The 26661-nt window shown below is 63.6% G+C and carries 12 protein-coding genes; 9 read left to right on the top strand and 3 right to left on the bottom strand.

Annotated features, from left to right (window positions below; genetic code table 11):
* Both IB230_RS01810 and IB230_RS01805 read right to left on the bottom strand, forming a co-directional pair.
* A complete protein-coding gene (locus IB230_RS01810; protein WP_192268157.1) occupies nt 1–10530 on the bottom strand; it encodes an Ig-like domain-containing protein in 10530 nt (3509 codons plus the stop codon).
* A gap of 35 nt (nt 10531–10565) precedes the next feature.
* The gene (locus IB230_RS01805; RefSeq protein ID WP_192268155.1) at nt 10566–12575 is read right to left on the bottom strand and encodes a DUF11 domain-containing protein; all 2010 of its coding nucleotides are present in this window, start codon (nt 12573–12575) and stop codon (nt 10566–10568) included.
* Nucleotides 12576–12999: 424 nt separating this feature from the next.
* Between IB230_RS01805 and IB230_RS01800 the strand changes: the two genes are divergently transcribed.
* The 9 genes from IB230_RS01800 to IB230_RS01760 all read left to right on the top strand — a co-directional run bounded on the left by IB230_RS01800 (nt 13000) and on the right by IB230_RS01760 (nt 25739).
* Nucleotides 13000–13362 carry a helix-turn-helix domain-containing protein gene (locus IB230_RS01800; RefSeq protein ID WP_192268153.1) on the top strand — a complete coding sequence of 121 codons (363 nt, stop codon included), beginning with the start codon at nt 13000–13002 and terminating at the stop codon, nt 13360–13362.
* 640 nt (nt 13363–14002) lie between these two features.
* The gene (locus tag IB230_RS01795) at nt 14003–14890 is read left to right on the top strand and encodes a DNA-binding protein (protein ID WP_192268151.1); all 888 of its coding nucleotides are present in this window, start codon (nt 14003–14005) and stop codon (nt 14888–14890) included.
* A 409-nt stretch (nt 14891–15299) separates the two neighbouring features.
* A complete protein-coding gene (qatA, locus tag IB230_RS01790; RefSeq protein WP_192268149.1) occupies nt 15300–17240 on the top strand; it encodes a Qat anti-phage system ATPase QatA in 1941 nt (646 codons plus the stop codon).
* Nucleotides 17241–17504: 264 nt separating this feature from the next.
* Entirely contained in the window at nt 17505–18104 is a 600-nt protein-coding gene (gene qatB / locus IB230_RS19900) for a Qat anti-phage system associated protein QatB (RefSeq protein ID WP_343227239.1), read from the top strand.
* Entirely contained in the window at nt 18101–19474 is a 1374-nt protein-coding gene (qatC, locus tag IB230_RS01780; RefSeq protein WP_192268147.1) for a Qat anti-phage system QueC-like protein QatC, read from the top strand. Before qatB ends, qatC begins: the two co-directional genes overlap by 4 nt.
* On the top strand, nt 19474–20289 hold the full coding sequence (gene qatD / locus IB230_RS01775; protein WP_192268145.1) for a Qat anti-phage system TatD family nuclease QatD: 816 nt from the start codon (nt 19474–19476) through the stop codon (nt 20287–20289). Before qatC ends, qatD begins: the two co-directional genes overlap by 1 nt.
* Before the next feature lie 100 nt (nt 20290–20389).
* Nucleotides 20390–20824, top strand: coding sequence for a GNAT family N-acetyltransferase (locus IB230_RS01770; RefSeq protein ID WP_192268143.1), 435 nt, complete (start codon nt 20390–20392; stop codon nt 20822–20824).
* Nucleotides 20825–21516: 692 nt separating this feature from the next.
* On the top strand, nt 21517–23862 hold the full coding sequence (locus IB230_RS01765) for an AAA family ATPase (RefSeq protein ID WP_192268141.1): 2346 nt from the start codon (nt 21517–21519) through the stop codon (nt 23860–23862).
* On the top strand, nt 23862–25739 hold the full coding sequence (locus IB230_RS01760; protein WP_192268139.1) for a UvrD-helicase domain-containing protein: 1878 nt from the start codon (nt 23862–23864) through the stop codon (nt 25737–25739). Before IB230_RS01765 ends, IB230_RS01760 begins: the two co-directional genes overlap by 1 nt.
* 503 nt (nt 25740–26242) lie before the next feature.
* Here the strand turns inward: IB230_RS01760 and IB230_RS01755 are convergent.
* Nucleotides 26243–26518: a hypothetical protein gene (locus tag IB230_RS01755; RefSeq protein ID WP_192268137.1), complete on the bottom strand. Its 276-nt coding sequence runs from the start codon at nt 26516–26518 to the stop codon at nt 26243–26245.
* Nucleotides 26519–26661 lie beyond the last annotated feature (143 nt).

Here is a 26661-nt window from a genome sequence, read left to right as displayed (position 1 = left end):
TCAGGGCCCTCCGCATTGGCCGTCGGGACAGGCGGCGCCACCGGACGGCACCTCCCGTGGGGGTGGCATCGGCGCCTGCACGCCGAAGTCGAAGCGCACCGGTACGCCAGGGGTGATGCGCAGGACGCGCGGATTCTCGGTGGTGAAGCGCGCGCCCGGGGGCAGGGTGGCAACGTCCACCTTCAGCAGGAAGTTGCGCCCACGCGCCCAGCGGCCGCCGCTGATGCCGGTGATGTGGAAGCGGCCGTAGGGGTCGGTTTCGGTGACCAGGCCTTCCACCGACACCACGCGCACGCCTGCCAGGCCGCGTTCGCCCGGGTCCTGCGTGCCGTCGCCATCGACATCGTGGAAGACGGTGCCGATGATCAGGCTGTCTTCCAGCAGCGGATCGCCCACGACCTGCACGTCAGCGGTGGCTTCGTTGCTGATCGTGGCGCCGTCGGCATCGCGCATCACGGCGCGGTTGGTATGCACGCCGGGACCAACGCCGGCGCCGACGCGCAGCGCATAGCCGATCGTGGCGCGTTGACCGACCGGGATGTCGAGTGCGTCGATGCGGAACGGTCTGGCGATGGCCGGCGCGCCACTGGCATCGGCATCGCCGACCTGGATCGATCCCGCGACGACCGCGAAGCCGGGCGGCAGGCTGTCGACCAGCGATACCTGCTGCGCATCGACCTCGCCGACATTGTCGATGACGATCGTGTAGCGGACGATGTCGCCGACCTTGGCCGTACGCTGCACCGCGGTCTTGGCCACGCGCAGCACGGCCGGCGCGGCTTCCACGTCGATCACCACGTCGGCCTCCGCGCAGACCGCATTCGGCACGGACACATCGCAGACGCGATAGCCGAAGCGGTCCTGCCCGCTGAAGCCGGCCGAGGCAGTGTAGGTGCAGGTTCCCTGCGCGCAGCTCGCTTCGCCATGTGCCGGCGCGCGGACCACCGACAGTGAGGCCGGATTCAAGGGCGCGTGGCTGACCGTGTCGTTGTCCAGCACGGCGATGAGGGTGGTCCGAGTACGCGTGCTGACCTGATCGTCCACGGCCGTCACGGTGTTCGGCAGGACGGTGACGGTCACCGTGCCGGTGGCGCAGTTGTCGGGCGCCGCCGCTTCGCACACGCTGTACGTGAAGCTGTCCTGTCCGCTGTAGTACTGCGCCGGCGTGTAGCGCAGGCTGCCGTCGGGCTGCACCACCACAGTGCCGTTGGCCGGAGCCTGCGGCACCGTCACGACGACGAGCGTGGGATCGGCCGCGATACCGGCGAAGGTGTCGTTGGCCAGTACGGCGATCACCACGGCTTCGCCCTGCGGCGTCTGCCCGGCATCGTCGGCGGTCACCAGCGTCGTCGCGAGCACCACGACCGTGACCGTCGCGCTGTCGCAGTGGCTGGGTGTCAGCGCGTCGCATAGCGTGTAGACCAGCGTGTAGGTGCCGCCCGGCGTGCCGGCGGCGACATCGACGGTACCATCGGCCTGCAGGCTGAGCGGGCCTGCGGTCACCGGCGCCAGGATCACGCGGTCGGGCAGCACGGGAGCGCCGTCGTAGAGATCGTTGCCCAGCACGTTGACGATGTCCTGCACCGCATTCCCGCCTGGCACCGGCGCCGGCGCATCGTCCACCGCATCCAGGCTGGGCAGGGCGACGGTCACCGTCGCCGTGGCCTCATCGCAATTGCCGACATTGAGCCGTTCGCACAGCCGGTAAACCAGCGTGTAGGTGCCGCCAGGCGTGCGCGGCGCGACGGTGACCGCGCCGGTGGCGACGTTGAGCTGCACGTTCGCCTGCGTGCTGGACACCTGCGTCAGCAGTACCTGGTTCAACGACACCGCGACGCCGCCCAGCGTGTCGTTGGCGGTGACGTTGGCGATGGCCTGGCCGCCTGTCCCGGAGGCGATCGGTGCCGGCGCGGCGTCGTCGACGGCATCGATCGCGGTGACGGCAACACCTATCGTCACGGTAGCCTGGTCGCAGTTGGCGGGATTCAGCACTTCGCAGATCCGATAGGTGGCGCTGTAGCTGCCCGCCACCGTGCCCGCGACGACGTCCACCTGGCCGTCGGCGTGCAGGATCAGCGCCGGGGAGGCGGTGACCACCGACAAGCTCACCTGACCCGTCGCCACCGGCGTACCAGCGAGCGTGTCGTTCGTCAGCACGTTCACCACCGATGGCGTTCCGCTGTCGACCGGACCGGCGGAATCGTTGATGGCGTCGATCGCGACCGCGGTGACCGCGACGATCGCCAGCGCCTCGACGCAGTTCGCAGGCTCGGCCTGTTCGCAGGCGCGGTAGCGCAACGAGTAGTTGCCAGCCGGCGTTCCCGCGGCCACCGTCACCGCACCGTTGGCGAGGTCGAGCACGATGCCGGGGTTGGCCGGTGGCGTGACGACCGACAGCGCCACCTGCGCCGTGGTCGGTGCCGTGCCACCCAGGCTGTCGTTCGCCAGCACGTTGGCCACGGCCACACCACCGCTGCGACCGTCCACGCTGCCGGTATCGTTCGCCGCGGCCAGGCTGCTGGGGCCGCTCGCCACGGTCACGGTCACCGTGGCGGCGTCGCAGATCGACGGTGCGTTGCGTACGCAGACGGTGTAGTTGCCTGCATAGGTGCCGGCCGGCGTGCCCGCGAGCACGCGCAGGTCGCCGTTGGGCTCGATGCTGAGGTGACTGTCGAACAGTCCTCCCCAGAAGGCGGTGACCACGTTCGGGGTACCGCCGTTGAGCGCGTCGTTGCTGAGCACGTTGCCGACCACGCCCCCGGCCGTTCCGCTGGCCAGGCTGAAGCTGTCGTTCTGCGCATCCACGCGTACGACCTGCACGGTGACGGTGGCGGTGTCGCAGTTGCTCGTGTCACCCGCATCGCACAGCGTGTAGGTGGCGGTATAGGTGCCGGCGGGGGCATTGGGAGAGAGTGCCGCCACGCCGGCGGGGGAAATCGACAACGGCGATGCGGCGGTGCTCACCAGCGTGAAGGCCGCGATGTTGATCGGTGCGCCGTCCACCGTGTCGTTGCCGAGCACGTTGCCGAGGTTGGCGCTGCCGGGCGTGCCGTCGACGGGGCCGAACACGTCGTCCACCGCATTGATCGCCGCGCTGGCGACGACGGTGACCGACACGCTGGCGCTGTCGCAGATCGACGGCCAGGCCGCGTTGCAGATCTGGTAGCTGGCGGCGTAGGTACCGGCGGCGGTGCCGGCCGCAACGGTCACGGCTCCATCGGGGGCGATGGTCAACGGGCCGCTGTTCGTCGGTGTCAGCACCACCGCACCGGCGGCGAATGGCGTGCCGTCGAGGCGGTCGTTGGTCAGCACGTTGCCGGCCACGCCCCCCAGGCCGCCGTTGACCGGACCCAGCGCGTCGTCGTCGGCGACCAGGGTGGTGACCGTGATGATCACCTGCGCGGTATCGCAGTTGGCGGGGTTTACCGTTTCGCACAGCTGGTAGCCGGCGACGTAGGAGCCGGCGGGTGTGTTCGTGGCGATGCTCACACTGCCATCGGGTGCGATCGTGACCGGTCCTGCATTGGACGGCGTCAGCACGACCTGGCCGGCACTGACGGCGGCACCGTTGAGCGTGTCGTTGGCCAGCACGTTGCCGGCGACCGCGCCACCGGTCATGCCTTCGACCGGACCCAGCGTGTCGTCGTTGGCGAGCAGCGGGCTGACGCTGACGGTGATGCTGATGGTGGCGGTGTCGCAGATCGTCGGCTGCGCGATCTGGCAGGCCTGGTAGCTGCCGGTCAGCGTGCCGGCCGGTGTGTTCGGTGCGACGGTCACGACACCGCTCGGGGCGAGGGTGAAACCGGGTGCGCCGCCGGTCTGGGTGAGCGTCACCGTGGCGGAGGTGGCCGGGGCGCCGTTGACGACGTCGTTCGCGAGCACACTGCCCGCCGACGCGCCGGGTGCAACGGGGCCGAGCGTGTCGTCATTCGCCGCCAGCGACGACACCACGACGGTCAGCGTCGCACCGTCGCAGTTGGCGGGGTTGGCGATGTCGCAGATCTGGTAGCTGCCGCTGTAGACACCGGCGGCCGTGCCCGCCGGCACGGACAGGGTGCCGTCGCTGGCGAGTGCGAGCGGTGCGGCGGTGGTGCTGGTCAGCGTGACGCTGCCCGCCACGACAGTCGCGCCATCGCGTGTGTCGTTGGCCAGTACGTTGCCGAGACTGGCACTGCCGGTCGCACCATCGACGGGACCGAACGCGTCGTCCACCGCATTGATCACGGCGTTGACGGCGACAGTGACCGACACGCTGGCGCCGTTGCAGAGCGACGACCATGCGGCCTGGCAGATTTGGTAGCTGGCGCTGTAGGTGCCGGCGGGCGTGCCGGCCGCCACTATGACGGTGCCGTCGGCGCCAATGGTCAACGGGCCATTGTTGACGGGGGTCAGCACGACAGCGCCCGCGGCGAACGGCGCCCCGTTGAGGCGATCGTTGGTCAGCACGTTGCCGCCCACGCCACCGGCATTGCCGCTGACGGGGCCGAGCACGTCGTCATCCGCGACCAGCGTGGCCACCGCCACCGTCACCTGGGCGGTGACGCAATGGCTCGGATTGAGGGTTTCGCACAGCTGGTAGCCGGCAAGGTAGCTGCCTGCCGCGGTGTTCAGCGCGAGACTGACGCTGCCGTCGCTGGCGATCGTGACCGGTCCCGCATTGATCGGCGTCAGTACGACCTGGCCCGCGGTCACCGCGTTGCCGTTGAGCGTGTCGTTGGCGAGGACGTTGCCGCCGACCGTGCCGCCGGTGATGCCATCGACCGGACCCAGTGCGTCGTTGTTGGCGGCCAGCGTGCCGACACCGACGGTGATGCTGACGGTGGCGGTGTCGCAGATCGTGGGCTGCGCGACCTGGCAGATCCGGTAGCCACCGGTGAGCGTGCCAGCCGGCGTGTTCGGGGCGATGGTCACGCTGCCGTCGGGTGCGACGGTGAAGCCGGGCGCGCCGCCGGTCTGGGTGAGGACGACGGTCGCCGGTGTGGCAGGTACGCCGTCATTGAGGTCGTTCGCCAGCACGTTGCCCGCCGGTGCGCCCGGCAGGACCGGACCCAGCATGTCGTCGTTCGCGGCCAGCGACGACACCACGACGGCGATCGACGCGGCATCGCAGTTGGTCGGATTGGAGGTTTCGCAGATCTGGTAGCTGCCACTGTAGACGCCGGCGGCGGTATTCGGCGCGATCGCCACCACGCCGGTGGGCGAGATCGACAGCGGGGCAACCACGGTGCTGGTCAGGGTGACGTTGCCGGTCGTGACCGTCACGCCATCCAGCGTGTCGTTGGCGAGCACGTTGCCGAGATTGCCGTTGCCGGTCGTGCCATCGGCCGGACCGAACGCATCGTCCACCGCGTTGATGGCCGCATTGCCGGCGACCGTCACCGACACGCTGGCGCCATCACAGATTGCCGGTTGTGCGGCTTCGCAGATCTGGTAGCTGGCGGTGTAGGTGCCGGGCGTGGTGCCGGCCGCGACGCTGACGCTGCCATCGATGGCGATGGTCAACGGGCCGCTGTTGCCCGGCGTCAGCACGACGGCACTGGCGGCGAACGGTGCGTCATTGAGGCGGTCGTTGGTCAGCACGTTGCCCGCCACGCCACCGAGGCTGCCATTGACCGGACCCAGCGCGTCGTCGCCGGCCACCAGCGTGGTGACGGCGACGGTCACCTGCGCGGTGTCGCAGTTGCCCGGGTTCACGGCTTCGCACAGTTGATAGGAAGCGACGTACGCGCCGGCGGACGTGCCCGCGGCGAGCACGACACTGCCGTCGGCCGCGATCGTCACCGGTCCCGCACTGGACGGTGTCAGCACGATCTGGCCGGCACTCACGGCGACACCGTTCACCGTGTCGTTGGCCAGCACGTTGCCCGTAACCGCACCACCGGTCACGCCGTCGACGGGGCCGAGCGTGTCGTCGTTGGCGGCTACGCTGCCGGCGCTGACGGTGATGTTGATGGTGGCCGTATCGCAGATGGTCGGTTGCGCGACCTGACAGGCCTGGTAAGCGCCCGTGAGCGTGCCGGCCGATGTACCGGGCGCGATGGTCACCGTGCCATCGGAGGCGATGGTGAAGCCGGGGGCGCCACCGGTCTGGGTGAGGATGACGGTGGCGGAGGTGGCGGTGACGCCGTCGACGAGATCGTTCGCCAGTACATTGCCGGCCGACGCACCCGGCGCCACGGGCCCGAGCGTGTCGTCGTTCGCCACCAGCGAGGACACCACGACGGTCAGCGCCGCGGTATCGCAGTTGCCGGGGTTGGCGGTTTCGCAGATGCGGTAGTTGCCGTTGTAGACGCCGGCGGCGGTGCCTGCCGGCACCGAGACCGTGCCGTCGGCCGCGACAACGAGCGGTGCACTCGGGGAACTGACCAAAGTGACGATGCCGGGCGCCAGCGCCACCCCGTCCAGCGTGTCGTTGGTCAGCACGTTGCCGACATTGGCGTTGCCGGTCATGCCATCGACCGGGCCCAGCAGATCGTCCACCGCGTTGATCACCGCATTGACGGTGACGGTGACCGACACGCTGGCGCCATCGCAGACCGACGGCTGCGCCGTCTGGCAGATCTGGTAGCTGGCGGTGTAGGTGCCTGCCGCGGTGCCGGCGGCGAGGGTCACCGTACCGTCGGCGCCGATCGTCAGCGGCCCGTTGCTGGTGGGCGTCAGTACGACCGCGCCCGCGGCGAACGGCGCGCCATCCAACCGGTCGTTGGTCAATACGTTCCCGGCTACGCCCCCCAGGCCACCATTGACCGGGCCCAGCGCGTCGTCGTTGGCCATCAGCGTGGTCACCGCGATGACGACCTGGGCGGTATCGCAGTTGGTGGGGTTGAGTGTTTCGCACAGTTGGTAGCCGGCAACGTAGGAACCTGCAGGCGTCCCTGCCGCCACGGTGATGCTGCCGTCGCTGGCGATGCTCACAGGCCCCACATTGGTGGGCGTCAGCACGACCTGGCCAGCGGCCACGGCGCCTCCGTCGAGCGTGTCGTTGGCGAGCACGTTGCCCGCCACCGTGCCTCCGGTGGTGCCATCGACCGGGCCCAGCGCGTCGTCGTTGGCGGCCAGCGCGGCGGCACCGACATTGACGCTGACGGTCGCGGTGTCGCAGATCGTCGGCTGCGCGACCTGGCACGCCTGGTAGCTGCCGGACAGCGTGCCGGCCGGCGTATTCGGCGCGATGGTGATGCTGCCGTCGGCGGCAAGGGTGAACCCGGGCGCACCGCCCGTCTGGGTGAGCGTGACCGTCGCCGCTGTCGCGGGCGCGCCGTCGACGACGTCGTTCGCCAGCACATTGCCGGCCACACCGCCCGGACCGGCAGGACCCAGCGTGTCATCGATCGCACCCATCGTCGACACGCGCACGGTGGCTATCGCGGTATCGCAGTTGTCCGGCGCCGCGACCTCGCAGATCCGGTAGCCCGCGGCATATGTGCCCGGCACCGCATTGGCGGCCACGCCGAGCGTGCCATCGCCGGCGATGGTGACCGGCGCGCTGGCCGCACTGATGACGGTGACGTTTCCGGCCACGATCGCCGCCCCATTGAACGTGTCGTTGGTCAGCACGTTGCCCGCATCCGCGGTACCCGTGGTGCCGTTGACGAGCAGCGGACCATCGTCGTTGGCAGCGAGCGCCGCAGCGACACGCACGTTGACGGTCAGTGTGGCGACATCGCAATTGGACGGGTTGGCGATTTCGCAGATCTGGTAGCTGCCGCCGTAGAGACCGGCCGCCGTGCCGGCGGGCACGGACACGGTGCCGTCGCCGGCGATGACGATGGGCGCACTGCTCTGGTTGATCAGGGTGACGCTGCCCGGCGCCAGCACGGCGCCATCCACCGTGTCGTTGGCCAGCACGTTGCCGAGATTGGCATTGCCGGCGGTGCCATCGACCGGACCGAACGCGTCGTCCACCGCGTTGAGCGCCGCGTTGACGACAACCACGACCGACACGCTGGCGCCGTTGCACACCGATGGCGAGGCGGCCTGGCAGATCTGGTAGCTGGCGACGTAGGTGCCCGCGGGCGTGCCGGCGGCGACAAGCACGGTGCCGTCGGCAGCGATGGTCAGCGGGCCGCTGTTGGTCGGCGTCAACACCACCTGCGTGGACCCGGGCGGAACGCCGTCGAGCTGGTCGTTCGTCAGCACGTTGCCGGCGACGCCGCCGGTGTCGCCATTGACCGGGCCGAGATTGTCGTCGTTGGCGACCAGCGTGGTGACCTCGACGCTCACCTGTGCGCTGTCGCAGGTGGCGGGGTTCAGTGCTTCGCAGATCTGGTAGCCGGCAAGGTACGTGCCAGCCGGCGTGTCGGGCGCGATGCTGACGCTGCCATCGGTGGCGACGGTGACCGGTCCGGTACTGGCCGGCGTCAGGATGATCTGGCCCACGCTGACCGCGACACCGTTGAGCGTGTCGTTGGCCAGCACGTTGCCGGTGGCGGTGCCGCCGCTCACGCCGTTGACGGGACCCAGCGTGTCGTCGGCGGCGATGAGCGTGCCGGCGGCGACGGTGATGCTGATACTGGCGGTGTCGCAGATCGCAGGCACGGCGACCTGGCAGACCTGGTAGCTGCCGGTCAGCGTGCCGGCCGCTGTGCCCGGCGCGATGGTTGCGCTGCCATCGGACGCAAGCGTGAAGCCGGGCGCGCCGGCGGTCTGGGTGACGGTGACCGTCGCATCGCTGGCCGGTATGCCATCGACGAAATCGTTGGCGATCACGTTGCCGGCCACGGTGCCGGGCAGCGCCGGTCCGAGGGTGTCCGGCGATGCCGCTATCGTCGCCACCACGACGGTGGCGGTGGCCGTGGCGCAGTTGTCGGGCACGGCGGTTTCGCAGATCTGGTAACCGGGCGTGTAGGTGCCCGCAGGCGTGCCGGCGGCCACCGCGACCACGCCATCGGTGCCGATGGTGACCGGACCCGCAACGGCCGGCGTCAGCACGACCTGTCCTGCGGTGATGCCAGCCCCGTTGAGGGTGTCGTTGCCGAGCACGTTGCCGACATTGGCCGCGCCGACGCTGCCGTTCACGCCGCTGTAGCTGTCGGGATTGGCGACGAGTGCGCCCGGCGTCACCACGGTGAGCTGCACGGTTGCGCTGTCGCAGACCGTCGGTGCATCGGCATAGCACAGCGTGTACGAAGCGCTGTACGTGCCGGCCGTGGTACCCGGCGGGACCGTGACGCGGCCATCGGCATCGAACACGATCTGCGCCGTGCTGCCGCCGGACAGCGTGACCACGCCGGCGGCGGGCGGGGTGCTGCCGCCCGCGCTGTCGTTGTCCAGCACGTTCGCCACCGCGACGGCGCCCGTGCTGCCGTTGACGGGCCCGAGGCTGTCGTCGGCCGCGTCGAGGGGCGCGAGGATCTGCACGCTCGCGCTGGCGGTATCGCAGTTGGAGGGCAGGGCGGGTTCGCAGATCCGGTAGGTCGTGCTGTAGACGCCCGCTGCTGTGCCCGCGGCGAGCGTGACGCTGCCATCGGCGGCGATCTGCAACGGCCCGGTGTTGTCGGCGGTCAGGGTGACCAGGCCAGCGGCCGGCGCACCGTTGATGGTGTCGTTCGCCAGCACGTTGAAGGCCGCGCCCGTGGTGCCGCTGGCACGCGGCGGCAGCACGTCGTCGATGGCATCCACCGTGGCGCTCGCATTCACCGACACGGTCACCTGTGCGGTGGCGCAATTGCCGGGATCGGCGGTCTCGCAGATCTGGTAGCTGCCGGTGTAGGTGCCGGTCGGCGTCCCCGGCGCAACATCGACGGTGCCGTCGGTGTTGATCGTCAGCGGCGCCGTCGCGGAGGACGTCAGCACCACCTGGCCCGGCGCCACCGCGACGCCGTTGAGGGTGTCGTTGGCCAGCACGTTGACGACGTTCGGCTGCCCGGGCGTGCCGTCGACGGGACCGGCCGAATCGGCGAAGGCGAGCAGCGTGCGCGGTATCACCGGAACCGTCGGCGTGGTCGCGGTGTTGTCGCCGGGCGTGGGATCGCTGGTGCCGGGCGGCGGCGTGATCGTCACCGTGTTCGCCCCGATCGTCGCCGGCGTCAGCGTCGGCGCGACACCGGTGATCTGCACCACGACGCTGCCGCCCGCCGCCAGGCCGAGGGTCAGCACCACATTGCCCGTGCCGTTCGCCGCGCTGCAGCTGGAGCCTGCACTGGCAGTGCACGTCCAGGCCACCGACGTCAGTTGGGGGGGCACGATGTCGCTGAGCGTGGCGCCGAGCGCAGCCGAGGGACCGGCGTTCCCCACGTCGATGCGGTAGCTCACCGTGCCGCCGTTGCCGACGGTCGCGCCACTGGTGACGGTCTTCTGCACGCTCAGTCCGGTGATGGCCGCCAGCGTGTTCGTGTCGGTGCCGGTGTTGTTGCCGGGCTCCGGATCGGTCACGCCGCCGGGCGGTGTGGCGGTGGCGCTGTTGCCCAGGCTGCCGGGGTAGTTCTGCGCGAACGCCGGCGCCGCCGCGGCCAGCACGATGCCGAGCGCCACGCTGCGCAGCAGCGGGCGGAGGGCAGGGTGTGCGGGAGTCGCGGCGGTCTCGTCCATGCGGTGCCTCGCGGAGAAAGGGGCGGCGTTCCGGATCAGTACGCCGCGGGATCGGCGCTGTAGACGACGGGGACCGTGATCGTGGCGGTGCCCGCCGCATCGACGTTGACGCTCAGGTTCACGGCGGCATCGCCGGCGGCGCCGCCGCTGGCGGGACAGCTCCCGCTGCCGGTCGCCGCGCAGCTCCATGGGCCTGAAAGCCGCATGCCGGCCGGCAGCGCATCGCTGACGGCCACGCCGCTGGCCGCATCGGGGCCGGCATTGGATACGGTGATGACGTAGGTGCTGGTTCCTCCCGGCGTGTAGCTCGCCTGGCTGTCGGTCTTGGCGACCGAGACATCCGAGCGCAGGGCGCGCGTATTGGTGACGGCACACGTGATCGCCACCGCCGTGGCACTGGTGGCGGGCGCGCTCAGCGTGAAGCTGGTGCCGGTACCCGAGCTGACCGCCGTGCCGTCCTGGTCCAGGCAGGCCCAGGTGGTGGTGTAGCGGTCGAGCTGCGTCCCGGTGCCGGCGGTTTCGGCCAACGTGTAGCTGAGTCCCGGCGTGGTGACCGCAGGTGCGGTGGCACCCCCGTTGCCGACGTTGTTCGCACTCGCCACCGGTGTCGCGCCTTGCGTAATGGCAAGGGTGAAGCGGCCGGGGTCGGCCGCGGGCTGCAGCACCTTGGTCAGCGTGAGTGTCGCCGCGCACGAGCGTGCGACGCCTTCGACGGTGAACACCGCATTGCCGATACGGATGCCGAGCAGGCCCAGCAGGTTGTCGGTCAGGTCGCGCAGCAGCAGGTTGAACACCGGCTGCAGGACCGCGTTGGACACACCGCGCAGGGTGGTTTCCACCACCGTGAGGACCGAGTGGAGGATCGGCGTGAGCAATCCCGGGGGAAGGATGGGCAAGCCGAGCAGCGTCACTTCGGGCGATCCGTTCACCACGTGCAGGTCCAGTGTGCTGAGCAGGCTGGTGACCAGGCTGCCGGCACTGACGGTGCCGCTGCTGGCGGTGCGCGTCTGCGGGAAGGGGCCGTTGACGCTGAAGTTCTGCAGGGCAGGCGAGCCGGTCGCCGCCGCGCGTGCGGTCAGCTGCAGCGGCACGCGCACGGCCACCAAGCCGATGCCGAGCAGATTGACGTTGAAGCGCAGGTCCAGGTTGTTGATCGTCAGCGGCGTGACGTCGGCCGGGGTCAGCACGTGCGAGCGGTTGAAGAACAGGCTGTCGGAGACGCTGCCGGCATACAGGTTCACCAGACCGGGACGCGCCTGGAAACTGACCGCGCCCGCGACGTAGTCGACGGCGGTGATCGTGCCTTCCGCCCGCGCGACGTCGGCGTACAGCTGAAGCTTCAGCACATCGGCGGTCAGCGACAGGTTGACCAGGCCGAGACCCGCGGCGTTGAGCGCGTTGATCACGGCCTGCAGGTTGAGCCCCTGCACGAGGTCGAGATTGAACTTCAGTCGGATCGCGCCGGTGTGGAATGAGGTGCCCTGCGGGCCGCAGGCGTAGACCGGTGGTTCCACCACCTGCAGCCAGAGCTGCACGTTCGCCACGCCGGTCAGGCCGAGCGCGGAGGTGTTCAGCGTGATCGGCGTCGGCGTGGTGAGGACGTTGCGGAAGTTGTAGAGCTGCACCGAACCGGTGACCAGGTCGAGCAGGTGCAGCCGCACAGCGGCGAGCGCGCCGGTGGGAAGATCGATGCGCAGGAGTTGCGAAAGCCGGATCGAGCCCGTCAGCGAACCGACGCTCAGCGGCAGCAGGTTGAGCGCGTTGGCGGCGGCGGTCTGACCGTCGGCCTGCAGCACCTGCACCATGGCCAGCCGCAGTTGCGCCAGCGTGATGTCGGTGTTGAGCACCTGCGAGGTATCGCTGATGCCGAGGTTGACGCCGAGCCGCGTGACCAGCGCATTGAGATTGATGCTGGAACCCGCGAGCGCGTTCCAGTCCAGCACGCTCAGGTTGACGGTCGTGCCGGGCAGCAGCGCCTGGAACAGCGTATTGAGGAGAGGGCCCTGCGTGCTGTCGACGGATACCAGGCGAGGACCTGCGGACATGCAGGCACCGGTGCTGCAACCGGTCTGCGCCGTTGCGGAATGTCCCCAGGCCAATGCCAGCAACGCCATGCCGGCCAGCATCCATGCGCGGAGTTTTTCGATTGGCCTTGTCTGCCTGAGCATCCACCTACCCCTGAGTAGTCGATGTGCGGCTTCTTTTACGCGGTCTTCACAGTCGTCACGGGTGCGCGTAAATCCAGTTACACGGTTGAGGGATTGCCTGTCGCTGCCGACGTAACTAATGTGATTCGACAGGGGGCTGCAATACCGCGCTGCAGCGAAGTCGGTTAGCAGCGCTAAGTACGTCCGTGAACACAACGCTCAACGCCAATGCCTGGCGCGCGCGTTAGGGATAGCGGACGAGCAGCCGTTAGATTCGCTTCTTGTTCAGAAGCGCTCACTTCAAGGGACGGAAGGACGCCGAATGCCCACCATCGCCGTACGCATACGCCGCGCCCGCGTGCTCGCCAGCCTCTCCCAGAGCCAGTTGGCAAAGGAGGTGGGCGTCAACCGCAGCGCGGTTGCGCAGTGGGAAAGGGAAGGGGGCACGCACCCCAGCGTCGAACACCTCGCCACGGTCGCCGTGGCGACCCGGGTGCCGTTCGAATGGCTGGCGACCGGTCGCGGCGATTCCGCGCAGTGTCCGCAGCACGACGTTCCCGCAGTCGCGGTCGAGTACGCCATCGACGACATCGAAGTACGCGTACTGGAAGCCGTCCGCAGTCTTCCGGCAAGGAAGCGGGCAACGGTCTGCAAGCTGATCGAGGAACTGGTGTCGAAGAATTGACGCGACGCGTGAGGCGTCGGGGATTCGGTGATGGCGTCACGTGATGCAGAGCGCGTGCGCACCCGACTGCGACCTGTGCGGGATCTGCCTTGTCCCTTCGTGCGTGATTTGGCGCTACGCTTGATCGCGGGGCAGGGGAGGAGTGCGCAATGAAATGGATCGTTCTTGCCGTCGCGATTGCCTGTGCACCGACGGCACTGGCTCAGGTGAAGACAGCTCGCGGTACTGGAGAGCCCCGGGTTCACTATCAGCCCCGGGTCGCACACAACCCGGCCTCACAGGACACGACGCCACTGAATTGTTCACGGCCTGAGGTGAAATTCCACCCGCACCAGGGTGTCCGCCTCATGTGCGAGCGATGGGAACGTCGCTTGTTGTCTGACAGTGCGCGCCGAGCAGGTAGACCTGCTCCTTCCGACAGCGTCATCAACCTACCGTCACTAGGCAGTGCCGACGCGAAAGCCACCGGCTTCGCGTGCATTGGCGGCCAAGCCTTTCAAAAGATCCCCAATGGCTGGTCCCAGGTAATGGCGCCCGCTGGTGGCTGGCAGCGATGCGAAGAGGGCTGACACGAGCGATAACTTTCAATTATCGAAGGTAGCAGCCAAGACCGCCACTCGCCAGATGTAGGAGACCTCTCATGCCCACCGGCATTTCCGAAACCGACGTCCACCAGGCCGCTGATGCACTGGTGGCGCAAGGCGAGCGCCCAACCATCGAACGCATCCGCGCCCATCTCGGCACCGGCTCGCCGAACACGGTGACGCGCTGGCTCGAAACATGGTGGCAGCGCTTGGACGAACGCCTGCGGGCGGGGGCGTCGGGACTGGCTGCCGGGAATCCACCTGCCGATGTCGCCGCCCTAGCGCAGCAGTGGTGGGAGGTGGCGGTCACCCACGCGCACACCGTTGCCTCGCAAGCCTTGGGCGATGCCCACGCCGCGCTGCAGGCACGCACCGATACCCTGACCAGGAGCGAGGCGCAGATTGCCAGTGAGCGTCTCGCCTGGGCCGCGGAGCGCACAGAGTTGATCCACGCGCGCGATCTCGCGCAGCGAGGAGTGAAGGATTTGGAGGCCCATTTGCTAGCGCTGGGCCGGCATCTGGATGAACTTCAGCGCCAGCATGCACAGGTGGACACCGAGCGGGAAGGCCTGTTGGGGCAGCTCTTGGCTGCACAGGCGGCCGCCCAAGATGCGACCGCGGCCGCCAACGCGGCACGCACCGAGCGCGAGCAAGCGCATCGCGCCGCCGAGGACCGATGGCTTCAGGAGGTGGATCGCGCCCGTCAAGAAGCCGCACGCCACGCTGCGATTATTGTCCAGCGAGACAAGGCGATTGAGCGGATGACCATCGCCCAGGCCGACCTGCAGGAGCGTCTCCGCGTGGCCAGTGTTGCGACGGCGGCCGCCGAGGCACGGGCAAACACGTTGCAGGCGGTGCGCGCCTCGCAGCCGAAGGCCAGGGTAGTGCGAAAGCCGAAGCCTACCGCCGCAACCGCGGCGGTACGTAACGCAAAGCGGAAGTAGCGCGAGAACGTACATGCGTTTACTAGTATGTAGCGTTCGCCAGTACATGCTGTCGAGGTCTTGAACTCACCCCCGCCGGCGGCGCAGCATAAAAGCAAGGCACACGGGGGTGGGGCCATGGATTGCATCGAGCCGAAGCTCGACGCTCAGTTTTTATCGGCGAATGCCAAGACGCATTCGGTCTGTCGCCGCTCGGGTGGCAACCAAACGCGCGTCGCATCCACGCTTGTCGTCGATAGCGTCAGATTGGCGGAGCAACTCCTTCCAACACCATTGACCGGCTCTCGCGCCAAGCCAGAGCGTCCCTCCGTTCACAACTTTCAACCTGCAAGAGTGCACCGGCAGGGCACTTATGCGCCTGTTGCACTGGACTTCCTGAGCTACTAGCGCACAACTAAGGAGGGTGAGCGTGTTCATTAGTGACCAAGAGACTGCGACAGATATGTTGCAGTACGAAGCCATCGCCAAAACGGTAGTCAAGTTGATCGAAGAGTCGCCCGGAATCCCGGTGACTATTGGGGTGCATGGCGATTGGGGAGCAGGAAAGTCGAGCGTCTTAAAGATGACGCAGGCAGCGCTCGGAGAGCAAGACGGAGTGCTCTGCATCTGGTTCAACGGCTGGGCATTTGAGGGGTTCGAAGACGCCAAGACGGTCGTGCTTGAGACGATCATCGAAGAACTGAAGCGAGCTCGACCCGGATCCAAGAAGGTGCAGGATGCCGTTAAGAAGCTGCTCAAAAGGGTGGATTGGCTGAAGGCAGCGAAGAAGGCCGGCGGCCTCGCATTCACGATAGCTACCGGGCTTCCAACCTTCGGCCAAATTGGCGACATCATCGGTGCTGCGAGATCTGCGCTTGGAAAGAATGCGCAAGAACTCACCAGGCAGGACATCGAGGGCTTTGCAGACGAGGCGACCAGCCTTTTCAAGGACGCGGAGGAGGACAGCGTCCCAGCTCACATCCATGCTTTCCGGAAAGAGTTCGTTGAGCTGCTGGATGCCGCGGAGATCAAGCAACTGGTTGTAATGGTGGATGACTTAGATCGTTGTCTCCCGCCGACGGCAATTGGGACGTTGGAAGCCATTCGATTGTTTCTGTTCGTTGAGCGGACGGCTTTCGTCATTGGGGCCGACGAGATGATGATCGAGTACGCCGTCCGCGATCACTTTCCCGATCTGCCCCCATCCATGGGCCCGGTCAGCTATGCGCGAAACTATCTTGAGAAGCTCATACAGGTTCCTTTTCGCATACCTACACTTGGTGTCGCCGAGACACGTACGTACATCACGCTTCTTCTAGTCGAGGCCCAGTACGGCTCCAGCAACGCTGGCTTCAAAAGCCTTCTCGAAGCTGCTCGCGAGGACATGCGCCGCCCTTGGCTGAGCGAGGGCGTGACGGCAAAGGCCATGGCAACAGCGATGGGTGGCACGATACCTCCCGAGGCGGATCAGGCACTTGTCCTCGCAGGCCAACTCACGGCGATGCTCGCTGAAGGCACGAAAGGCAATCCCCGGCAGATCAAACGCTTCTTGAACTCCATGCTACTCAGGAAGGAGATCGGCGAAGCTAGAGGATTCGGCGCGGATATATCTGTTCCGATCCTTGCCAAACTCATGCTGGCAGAGCGCTTCAAATCCGACTTCTTCGAAGAGATAGCACGCGAGGCTAGTGGCGCCAGCGATGGGCGATCGGTACGAGTCAAGAAGCTGGAGGCGTTTGTTTCAAGTAAGCCATCGGAACTTACAGAGCAACCCAAACCGGGCGCCCTCCTAAAATCATCTCCTGGCAAGGGCACGATCCCAGACAACATTGAGGACTGGACCAAGATCGATTGGATCAAGACGTGGGCGGGGCTTGCGCCGTCCTTGGGAGACGTCGATCTTCGCCCCTATGTCTTCGTATCCAGGGACAAACGAATGCTCCTCGGCGGTACAGGAGCATCGACACAGCTCGCTCAGTTTACCGAAGAACTGATGTTCGGGTCTTGGAAAGCAAAAGCGGCCGCTCAAACTACGCAGTCGATGACCGCGTCATTTGCCGAGGAACTCTTCGACTCCGTGAGGCTGAGAATCCTGGAAGAGGACACCTTCAAACTAGAACCAAAGGGTGTGAGGGGCCTGCTGGAGTTGGTCAAAGTGCGACCCGAGTTGGAGGGGCGTTTGGTCGATTTCGTGCGAGATCTGCCAATAGCAAAACTGGGGGCTTGGCCACCAGCCGCATTCGGGACCGCGTTCACCGATGCACATGCTTTGCTGCAATACCAGGAAGTTTTTAAAGCCTGGGAGTCCCAGACAGAGAACAAGGCTCTACAGAAGGCAACCAACCTCATTAAAAAAGTCGGAGCGAAGTAGGCCATGGGTACATCGAAAGGATACGGTGGCGCCCCATCGGGGCTAGTTCCCAGCTGGATAGACGACACCGCTCCAGGAGCGGGCTCCGCGCCTGCCGCAACACCGGGCGGAGCCGCTGGCGGGAGTGATGGTAGCGGCCCCGCACCACAGCCTCCTATCCCCCCATCTGCACCGGACACTTCGTCAGCTGGCGGGCTTAGCGGCGCGAAGGGAAACTTCACCCGCTTCGTTCGCAGTGGCGATTCAGAAACCCTGAGACGATCTGTGTCGCAGTACGTGAGGAACGGTGCTGGATCCGCCGGCAAAGCTGCCAAACGTATGGGTGCATCCCGCAGCGTAGGAAAGCGGCTGCTGCAGGTTATCCGCGACATAGATCGCGTTGGTGCAGCAGAGGTTCTGCAGAAGCTCAACCTCACACACTTGGCAGGACGGCCGGCGGCTGAGGTCTTCATCGTGCTGCTTGAGGGCATGTGTCCGCCAGGCGGTCGGGTGGACGAGGCGATTGCTCGCCAAGCACTCCTGGATGCGGTCGCCCACCTGGCAGAGATAGAAACCGGCACGTTCGAGGAAATGACCGCTCAACAACTATCAGAGTTTTTTATGGACTTTGTCATTCGCACTATCGAAGGCCGGGTGATTGCGGATATCGGAAAGCACATCGTCGATGCGCCAGAGAGCGTGGTGGAGGTTGAGGGTGTTATGGACCAGCTGCACGACTTCGTTGCGGGCTGCGTCCATGGCCACCTAAGCGAGCACTTCGACGGGATTTCTCAGAAGAATGACCAAGAGGTTTCCGCGATCGTCGAGACTATCTACGAAGCCTCATTCGAACTCGTGTCTTCAACTGCGGGGGATCTGCAATGAGCAGACAGTCGATCGTTTTTCGCATTGGCTTGGATGATGCCGATCCCATATCGCATAGGCTCACCGGCGCCCACGCCACTGAGATTAGGTTTGAAGGCTTAGCCGAACTGGACCACCAACTCGGCGACGTCCTAAGCAAGTTGGAAGAGCTGGGGTTGCAGCCTACCGAGCGCGCATTGGATATGACCATTCTGGCAGCGGCGGTCACTGCCGCAGATACCAGGGTGGAGCGCGGCGTGGATGGCCAAGATGGATGGACACGCGAACTTGAGCTCTGCCTACCCGTACGCGAGCCGGATGTTTGGACAGGCTTGGTTCCGCTCCTCGAAGGAACTCTAAATTTCCTAACAGGGGACCGCTGGACCCTGGCTTTCAGGGGAAGGACAGCGTCGACATCAGGGCTCTTGGACCCCATCACTCCGACTTTGGCCGACAAGCCGACATCGGTATGCCTCTTCTCAGGTGGCCTGGACAGTTTTATTGGCGCAATTGACCTGTTGGCGAAGAATGAGCGAGTGCTCCTAGTTAGTCACTATTGGGATGGGATCACTAGCAAGTACCAGGACACATGCCTGACCGCCCTTCATGAGCGTTACACCGACGTTGACTTCTTCTCAGTACGAGCAAGGGTAGGATTCGCCGCCGGGACGGTTGATGGATCGTGGGGAGAGAACACGCTAAGGGGGCGCTCGTTCCTCTTCTTCGCCTTAGCAGCACTTGCCGCAGATGCCATCGGGGGATCAGTGAACATCCATGTTCCAGAGAACGGACTCATATCTCTCAATGTTCCACTAGACCCGCTACGCCTAGGCTCGCTCAGCACACGAACCACTCATCCCTATTACATGGCTCGCTTCAACGACATCTTGGCCGCGCTTGGGCTAGGAGGCCGCTTGCATAACACGTATCGTCATATGACAAAGGGCGAGATGGTGGCGGAATGCGAGGACCCGGATTTCCTTAGGGATCATGTCGGCGAGACCATCTCCTGCTCATCACCAAATAAGGCGAGGTTCTCTCAGGATGAGGAACGCCGACAGCCTAAAAACTGCGGCTACTGCGTACCGTGCCTGATTCGACGTGCCGCCATCATGCATGGACATGGTGAGGACGATACCGACTACCAACTTGTGAACCTTGAGGCTGGCGTGCTTGACAGCAAGAGCGCAGAAGGAGAGCACGTGCGTTCCTTCCAACTCGCCATCTCACGCCTTCGCCGGCATCCAGGAAGAGCAAGGTTTGACATACATAAGCCAGGCCCCCTGATAGACTTTCCAAACGACTGGGCGGAGTACGAAGCCGTCTATCGAAACGGTCTCGAGGAAGTCGCCAAACTGCTAAAAAATGTTGAGGCAAGGCCTTCAAGCTGATGAACGCCTTCGGTTCGCCAAGATGGGTCGACTTCCATTGCCACCTGGACCTATATCAGGACCATCAGCGTCTCGTGCGCGAATGTAATGCGGAGAAGATCGTTACTTTAGGGGTTACAACGACCCCGAAGGCATTCGCGCGCAACATCGAAGTTGCGAGCGGAAGCTCTTACGTTCTTACTGGGCTTGGTCTTCATCCACAACTAGTATCCGAGCGTTCAGGTGAGCTTCCCCTGTTTGAGAAGCTCCTACCATCGACAAAGTATGTAGGTGAAGTGGGCCTTGACGCGGGCCCTCGTTTCTACGCCAGCTTTCAAGAGCAGAAGCGAGTGTTTAGCCGGATTCTTCGCGCTTGTGATGAGCAGGGTGGAAAGATTCTTAGCATTCACAGCGTCAGATCTGTCTCAAAGGTCATCAAAGAGCTTGAGGAGAATCTCACTCACGAAAACTGTGTTCCGGTTCTACATTGGTTCACTGGTACGCCTTCTGAAGCTGCCAGAGCAATTGACCTCGGCTGCTACTTTTCGATCAACGCCGAGATGATCTCGGCAGGGAAGAATAGATCACTACTACAGACGCTACCTTTGGAGCGCCTCCTCACGGAGACGGACGGGCCATTTGTCAGCTTCATGAGCAGGCCCGCGCGTCCCACGGATGTTCCGACCACTGTTGAAATGCTTGCCAAACTAAGAGGCATAGATTTGTCACTCTTAGCCAGCCAACTCGTCACCAACTTGCTTGCGATACATTCACCAAACCCAGCCAAACGAACAAAGGGAAAGATGCGGCTGTTTAAATCGAGCCCATATACTTGAGGTTGGCGCTACGAAACGCCAGCCGTGGCTCTTGATAGAAGCAGACGGAGATCACCCTGGACAATCTGTTTAACCTGAGCCAGGCACAAGAGAGCGGAAGATGGAACGCAACCAAGCCGAGCAGATTGCCAATTTGCTCAACACGCAGAATCAGCTCACTGTCCACTACGGCGCTGATCGCGTCCTTGCTTGCCAGGATAACTATCTGGTCCGCTTGGACAGCTCCGGAAGAGTGATTGCTTGCGCCGAGCTCAAGAAGGTTCAGTGGTATCAGTTCGAACTACTGCATGTAACCGTCTCGCAACAGCATCACCGGCAGGGTCATGCTCGCTCGTTGATCACTGAGGCTACGGACCGCGCCATCTCTGATGGTGCGCGAATTCTTCAAAGCACCATCCGCGCTGGAAACATCGCGAGCGAGCACTTGTTCAGATCGTCCGGCTTTGAGCCTGTCTCGAGGTTCTACAATGCTCGCAGTAAGAACATCATAGGTGTATGGCAGCGGGTGTTATCGGAGGTTCCCCCTAGCCACTAGTTTCAGCCTATGCCGCTTCGCCTCGTGGACTCGTTGGGGCATTTGCAGTCTGGAGGGCTCAATGCTTGTCGAACTTGAAGTTCATAACCCGAAGATTGAATCAGAGCTATCCGTTCACGGCACAAAGTTTTTCCACGTTGGGTGCGGGCCTGTCTCTTATCGCAGGGAGATCGAGACAGACAAACATCTGCTAAGTTGTGCTTGCGGCCTAGAAGTATCATTCGTGAAACATGGCGCCGCAGCATCTACGATCATTGACGTGACGATCGATGAGCAGTCCAGAGACTTGCCCTGCGGCAGCTACTCAACAGCACCAAATACATCCGTGCGCATCGTTGCTCGCTCCGCTGCCTAACAGGCCATTTAAGCCGAACCCACCTTGCGGACCGGCTCGATTCTAGTGTTGGTCGTTGCCAGCTTCTACCTGGAATCGGACATCGCCGTGACGGGGTAAGGGATGTTTGTCGTGCGTAGGGAAGGGGAGCTTCCGATCTCACGCGGATATTCCCTGGCGCATGTTCCTTGCGCGCTGCGAATATGGTTGTTGGTGCCGCCTTGTTAACCAGATATGGCCGCTCTAAGATCAAGCCGCATATGGGGTCTTCACTGCGGATCCGTCGTATGGCCGTACCCGAAGGTCCATCCGATCAAGACCGCGTTAAGGACTGCACCAATGCTAGGGGGTGGGTGAGATGCACATCAAGTTCTTTGAGATTTCCAACTTCAGGAAACTGCTGTCGATCCGGGTTGATCTTGCGGCAGCGACGACGTTGTTTGTTGGCGCAAACAATAGCGGCAAGACCTCCGCGATGCTTGCTCTACGACGCTTCCTGTCGCCGCGGCGCTGTCCCTTCGAGATGCACGATTTCACCCTATGCCACTGGCCCACGATCATTGACATTGGGAAGAGCTGGATCGAGGCACGGGACAAGAAAGAGGTTATTGATCTCGTCATTGACCAGTGGGTGTCAGTCCTGCCGACGTTAGATCTTTGGCTTCACGTCGAATCGGGGGAGATGCATCATGTGCGCGACCTAATTCCGACACTTGACTGGGAGGGCGGCAGTCTCGGTGTCCGTCTCCGCTATGAACCGAAGGACTTGAACCTTCTATACAAGGACTTCATGGGAGCGCTCGGCGATGCCGAGTCGATGCGGGCAGCTGCAATTGCCGCCGTGGCAGCCGAGCACCCGGACGTCGATCCGCCGCCTGCGCCACCCAAGCTGACGATCTGGCCAGAGAGCCTCGTGGACTTCCTGGGTAAGCGCCTGTCCACTTACTTCACGGTTCAGGCCTACTCGCTTGATCCGACCAAGCTCTTGGAGCCGAGCAGGTCCCAGGCTAGGCCCCAGACTCTGCCCCCGACGTCGCTCCCTATCGGAGGCGATGTCTTGGCCGGCCTCATTCGCGTGCATGACATCCCGGCGCAGCGTGGATTCGGCGAGGAGCAACCGTCGCAGGAGGACGAAGATACGCCGGCGGCGATGGCAGGAAGCCGCCTTTCAGACCAGCTAAAGAGCTACTACGCCAAACATCTTGACCCAACGAAAGGACCCGACCCCAAGGATCTGGGCGCACTGCAGGCAATTGAAGCCGCGCAGGACGCATTCGACAAGCGCCTCACCGAGAGCTTCAAGGCCGCATTCACTGAGGTCGAAGGCATGGGCTATCCCGGCGTGACCGACCCTAGGCCGCGAGTGTCGACTCGCTTAAAGGCGATCGACGGCCTTAATCACAGCGCCGCAATCACCTTCGAAGTCGACGTAATCGCTGACGACGGCGGAATGACACCGATCCTGCGCTTACCCGAAGCTAACAACGGTTTGGGATATCAGAATCTCATCTCGATGATCTTCCGCCTAATGAGCTTCCGCGACGCGTGGATGCGCGTCGGCAAAGCCTCGAAAGCCACATCGGCTGTCCACATCGAACCGCTGCACCTCGTGCTAGTCGAGGAACCGGAGGCACACCTGCACGCGCAGGTCCAGCAAGTCTTCATTAAGAAGGCCTATGCGGTGCTGCGCACCCATGAGGACCTTGGGAGCAATGCGAAACTGCGCACCCAACTCGTCGTCAGCACCCATTCGAGTCATGTCGCACACGAGACTTCTTTCTCTTGCCTTCGCTACTTTCGTCGACTGCCGGCTGGAATGGCCGCGAAAGTACCTGTTTCAACCGTGATCAACATGTCAGAAGTCTTTGGAGCCAATGGCGAGACGGAGCGGTTCGTTACCCGATACCTGCGCGCGCAACACGCCGATCTATTCTTTGCTGATGCCGCCATTCTCGTTGAGGGGCCGGCAGAGCGAATGCTTGTCCCGAACTTCATCCGGGCGCACTACGATGAGCTTAACCAGTGCTACATCACGTTGCTTGAGATTGGGGGGAGCCATGCTCACAAGCTGCGGCCTTTGATTGAGCACCTAGGTCTCTTGACGCTCGTAATCACGGACTTGGACACCTTGACGGGGACGGGAGGAACTTCGGCTCAGCCCGCAAGGGGAACGGGCCAGAAGACTAACAATGCCACGCTTAAATCCTGGATCCCGGCGACGGATGACGTCGACGCCCTCATCGATGCTGATGATAAGGCGAAGATCCAGTTCTCCGATGGCGATCCGCTTTTTGCAGTGCGCGTCGCTTATCAGGTGCCCGTGGAACTGACGACTCCCGGGGTCGCAGGTCCGGATATCGCATTTCCATATACCTTTGAAGATGCGCTTGCATTCGAGAATATTGAGTTCTTCTCGGCATTTGAAGGGACCGGACTAGTGCGGAAGTTCAAGGAGGCGATCGAGAGTGGCGGTGGCGCCGCCGAGATTGGTAACCGCATGTATCAGGCGCTAAAGAATGGCAAGAAAGCCGAGTTTGCCCTCGACGTGCTGGAGGCCGATGGGTTCGATGGCCTCGGTGTGCCACGCTACATCGCCGAAGGCTTGGAATGGCTACTGGCGCAGCTGAAGAAGAAGCAAGTCGAAATTCTTCCCGAAGTCAAACTTGCCGAGCCGAACGCATCACAACCTGAGCCTGCCACGTGATGAGCACAGCGGATGATTTATACGATGCTGCAGCCGATGAGACGATTATCAGCTGCCTTGATCTCGAAAAACCGCGCAGCTTCTTCCTTTACGCAGGCGCGGGGTCTGGAAAGACGCGTTCGCTCGTAGAGGCCATTCGAGCAATTTGTGAACGAGAAGGCCGACACTTGTCGTTGGGCGGCCAGAAAATCGGCGTAATCACTTACACCAATGCGGCATGTGACGAAATCAAGCAGCGCTTGGAGTTTGATCCACGCGTCGAGGTGTCAACCATCCACGCTTTCGCTTGGTCTCTCGTCTCCGGTTACGATAACGATATCCGAGGATGGGTAGCCACCCGGCTGCTTCAGGACATTGCGGAGTTGGAGGAAGCGCAGGCGAAAGGGCGCGCGACAAGCAAGGCAGCCGTCGATCGCGCCCGTTCGATAGAGAGCAAGCGGCGTAGATACGAGAACCTAGGATCAATCATCCGCTTTATCTACAGCCCAACCGGGGATAACCGGACGCGTGACTCTCTGAACCACGCCGAGGTGATCGCCATGACAGCGGATTTCCTCATGGGAAAGCCCGGCTTGCGCCGCCTCCTCGTTACGAGGTTCCCGGTGCTATTGATTGACGAGAGTCAGGATACGAGCCGCCAGCTCATGGATGCGCTGCTTGATGTCGAGGCGGATCACCGAGAAAGGTTCTGCCTTGGGCTCTTCGGCGACACCATGCAAAGGATCTATGCCGACGGGAAAGAGCGCTTGGCTGAAGCCATTCCAGAAGTTTGGGCTCGGCCGCGCAAGCGCATGAACCATCGCTGCCCGACAAGGGTTGTGGAGCTGATCAATCGCGTCCGAAGAGACGATGACGGCGAAGAGCAGACGCCCCGGAGCGATGCCGCAGCGGGCACCGTTCGCCTTTTCATTGCGTCGCAGGGGGCGGACAAGCCGGCGACGGAAACGGCTTGTGCTCGACGGATGCAAGAAGTCACGGGCGACGAACGCTGGTCCTCGTCCGAGGCCATAAAGATTCTGGCACTTGAGCACCTAATGTCCGCTCGTCGTTTCGGATTCGAACGATTCTTCAGCCCGCTATACGCCGTCGAGCGAATCAGAACGAGCCTTCTACAAGGCACAGGGGCCGGAATCGGCTTCTTTACCCGCGAGGTCCTACCACTCGTCGCGGCACTTCGTAGGTCTGACCGGTTCGCAGTTGCGTCGATCGTTCGCAAGACATCGCCACTCCTAGATCGCAAGTCGCTTGAGGAGGCTAACGAAGACCAGGCCGCAGTGTTGGCCGGTGCGAAAGCCGCTTGCGATGGCTTACTTGAATTGACGTCGAGCAACACGGCACCTACGGCGAGAAGCATACTGCGTTACATCGCAGAGAAGCGGCTTTTCATAGTTCCAGAAGTACTGTCGCCATTCGCGGTGCCGGACACGCCCGCCGAGGAGGACTCAGCGGGCGATGACGAGGAGGAATTGAACACAGAACTCAGTGGCTGGCGACAGGCGTTGGAAGCTCCGCTAGACGAAATTGAGCGTTACGATCGCTACATTCAAGGCGCTTCAAGCTTCGACACACACCAAGGTGTTAAGGGGCTGGAGTTTCCACGCGTGATGGTGATCGTAAGCGATGATGAAGCACGTGGCTTTATGTTCGCCTATGACAAGCTGTTTGGCGCAAAGGGGAAAAGCGAAACGGATCTAAAGAACGAGGCGACCGGAAAGGAGACGTCCATCGACCGGACCCGGCGCCTCTTCTATGTGACCTGTAGTCGAGCCGAGGATAGCCTGGCGGTAGTTTACTATGCTGAGGCGGTAGGGGCTGCCCGAGCCGCGGCTGTGGAGCAGGGCTGGTTTACCGAAGGCGAGATCGAGATCATCGCTTAGTTGCCGTTGCATGTTTTCCGATGCTCGATCTCAGCTATCGACCCAAAGCAACATAGCGGTTCAAGAAAGCTCTGTTGGCTTCAGGCCTAGTTCCGCAAAGGGGAGGGGGGCGACATCACAGCCATGCAAGCGTCGAGGCCCATTTCCATGCCTCAGTCCAGTCCGACGCCATGCATGTCGGTGACACTAATCGATGTCCCTAGTTGAATGCCTTTGCTTTCAATAGGATGCCCAATAGGGAGTCAAGGGAACAACGCGGCTTGCAGTCTTTGGACACGATCTAAGGTCAGATCGCTGGCAATTGCTTCATCGCCCGTACTACGTGGCAAGCCCTTGGGAAGCGGCCTAGCCGGGGAAAGAGCTTTCCCATGGTGGAAGGATTCCGGTATTGAGCGGCTCCTTAGAACGCTGACAGGGCGGGCCCACTGCCAGCTGGCATCGCCGAGAGCCGGAAGGCAGATAGGCAAGCGCGCAGATCTACATCATTGGGGCGATCGTCGCCCCTAGTCGCTTGCGGCGCCGTCTTCAAATTCGCCAATCATGGCAAGCGCTTCGTCAACGCGCGCGGGGTCGACCGCGTACTTCCGCAGGATTGCTTCCGCAGCCACCTCGTCCTCTGCGCCCAACCCTTCGCGCTCCATGAAAAACGCGCTGGATTTCTCCTTCAGTTGCGCAATGTGTTCAAGATCATTGGGCGAACTCGTGCGCACCTGGTTCAACTGATCACTGATCTTCGAGACCTGGCAGTTGATGGCATGTATGGCCAGCTCATACAGCATGTGTTTTTGCGCTAGCGAGGTCATGGGCTCAGAGACACGTGCTTACGAAAGAATGGAATGGAGCCATATCCCATTAAAGAGCGCCTACCAACAAATCCATTATCGGCAGCCAAAAAAGCAATTATCGGGAAGCCAATAAATCT

Origin of the sequence: Pseudoxanthomonas sp. PXM01, from assembly GCF_014851815.1 — a bacterium.
Taxonomy (GTDB): domain Bacteria; phylum Pseudomonadota; class Gammaproteobacteria; order Xanthomonadales; family Xanthomonadaceae; genus Pseudoxanthomonas_A.
This window is presented reverse-complemented; position numbering and strand designations above follow the sequence as displayed.

Excerpts from the sequence above, each read along its gene's own strand:
- IB230_RS01810 (WP_192268157.1), bottom strand. The coding sequence starts at position 10,530 with ATGGACGAGACCGCCGCGACTCCCGCACACCCTGCCCTCCGCCCGCTG.
- IB230_RS01805 (WP_192268155.1), bottom strand. The coding sequence starts at position 12,575 with ATGTCCGCAGGTCCTCGCCTGGTATCCGTCGACAGCACGCAGGGCCCT.
- IB230_RS01800 (WP_192268153.1), top strand. The coding sequence starts at position 13,000 with ATGCCCACCATCGCCGTACGCATACGCCGCGCCCGCGTGCTCGCCAGC.
- IB230_RS01795 (WP_192268151.1), top strand. The coding sequence starts at position 14,003 with ATGCCCACCGGCATTTCCGAAACCGACGTCCACCAGGCCGCTGATGCA.
- qatC (WP_192268147.1), top strand. The coding sequence starts at position 18,101 with ATGAGCAGACAGTCGATCGTTTTTCGCATTGGCTTGGATGATGCCGAT.
- qatD (WP_192268145.1), top strand. The coding sequence starts at position 19,474 with ATGAACGCCTTCGGTTCGCCAAGATGGGTCGACTTCCATTGCCACCTG.
- IB230_RS01770 (WP_192268143.1), top strand. The coding sequence starts at position 20,390 with ATGGAACGCAACCAAGCCGAGCAGATTGCCAATTTGCTCAACACGCAG.
- IB230_RS01765 (WP_192268141.1), top strand. The coding sequence starts at position 21,517 with ATGCACATCAAGTTCTTTGAGATTTCCAACTTCAGGAAACTGCTGTCG.
- IB230_RS01760 (WP_192268139.1), top strand. The coding sequence starts at position 23,862 with ATGAGCACAGCGGATGATTTATACGATGCTGCAGCCGATGAGACGATT.
- IB230_RS01755 (WP_192268137.1), bottom strand. The coding sequence starts at position 26,518 with ATGCTGTATGAGCTGGCCATACATGCCATCAACTGCCAGGTCTCGAAG.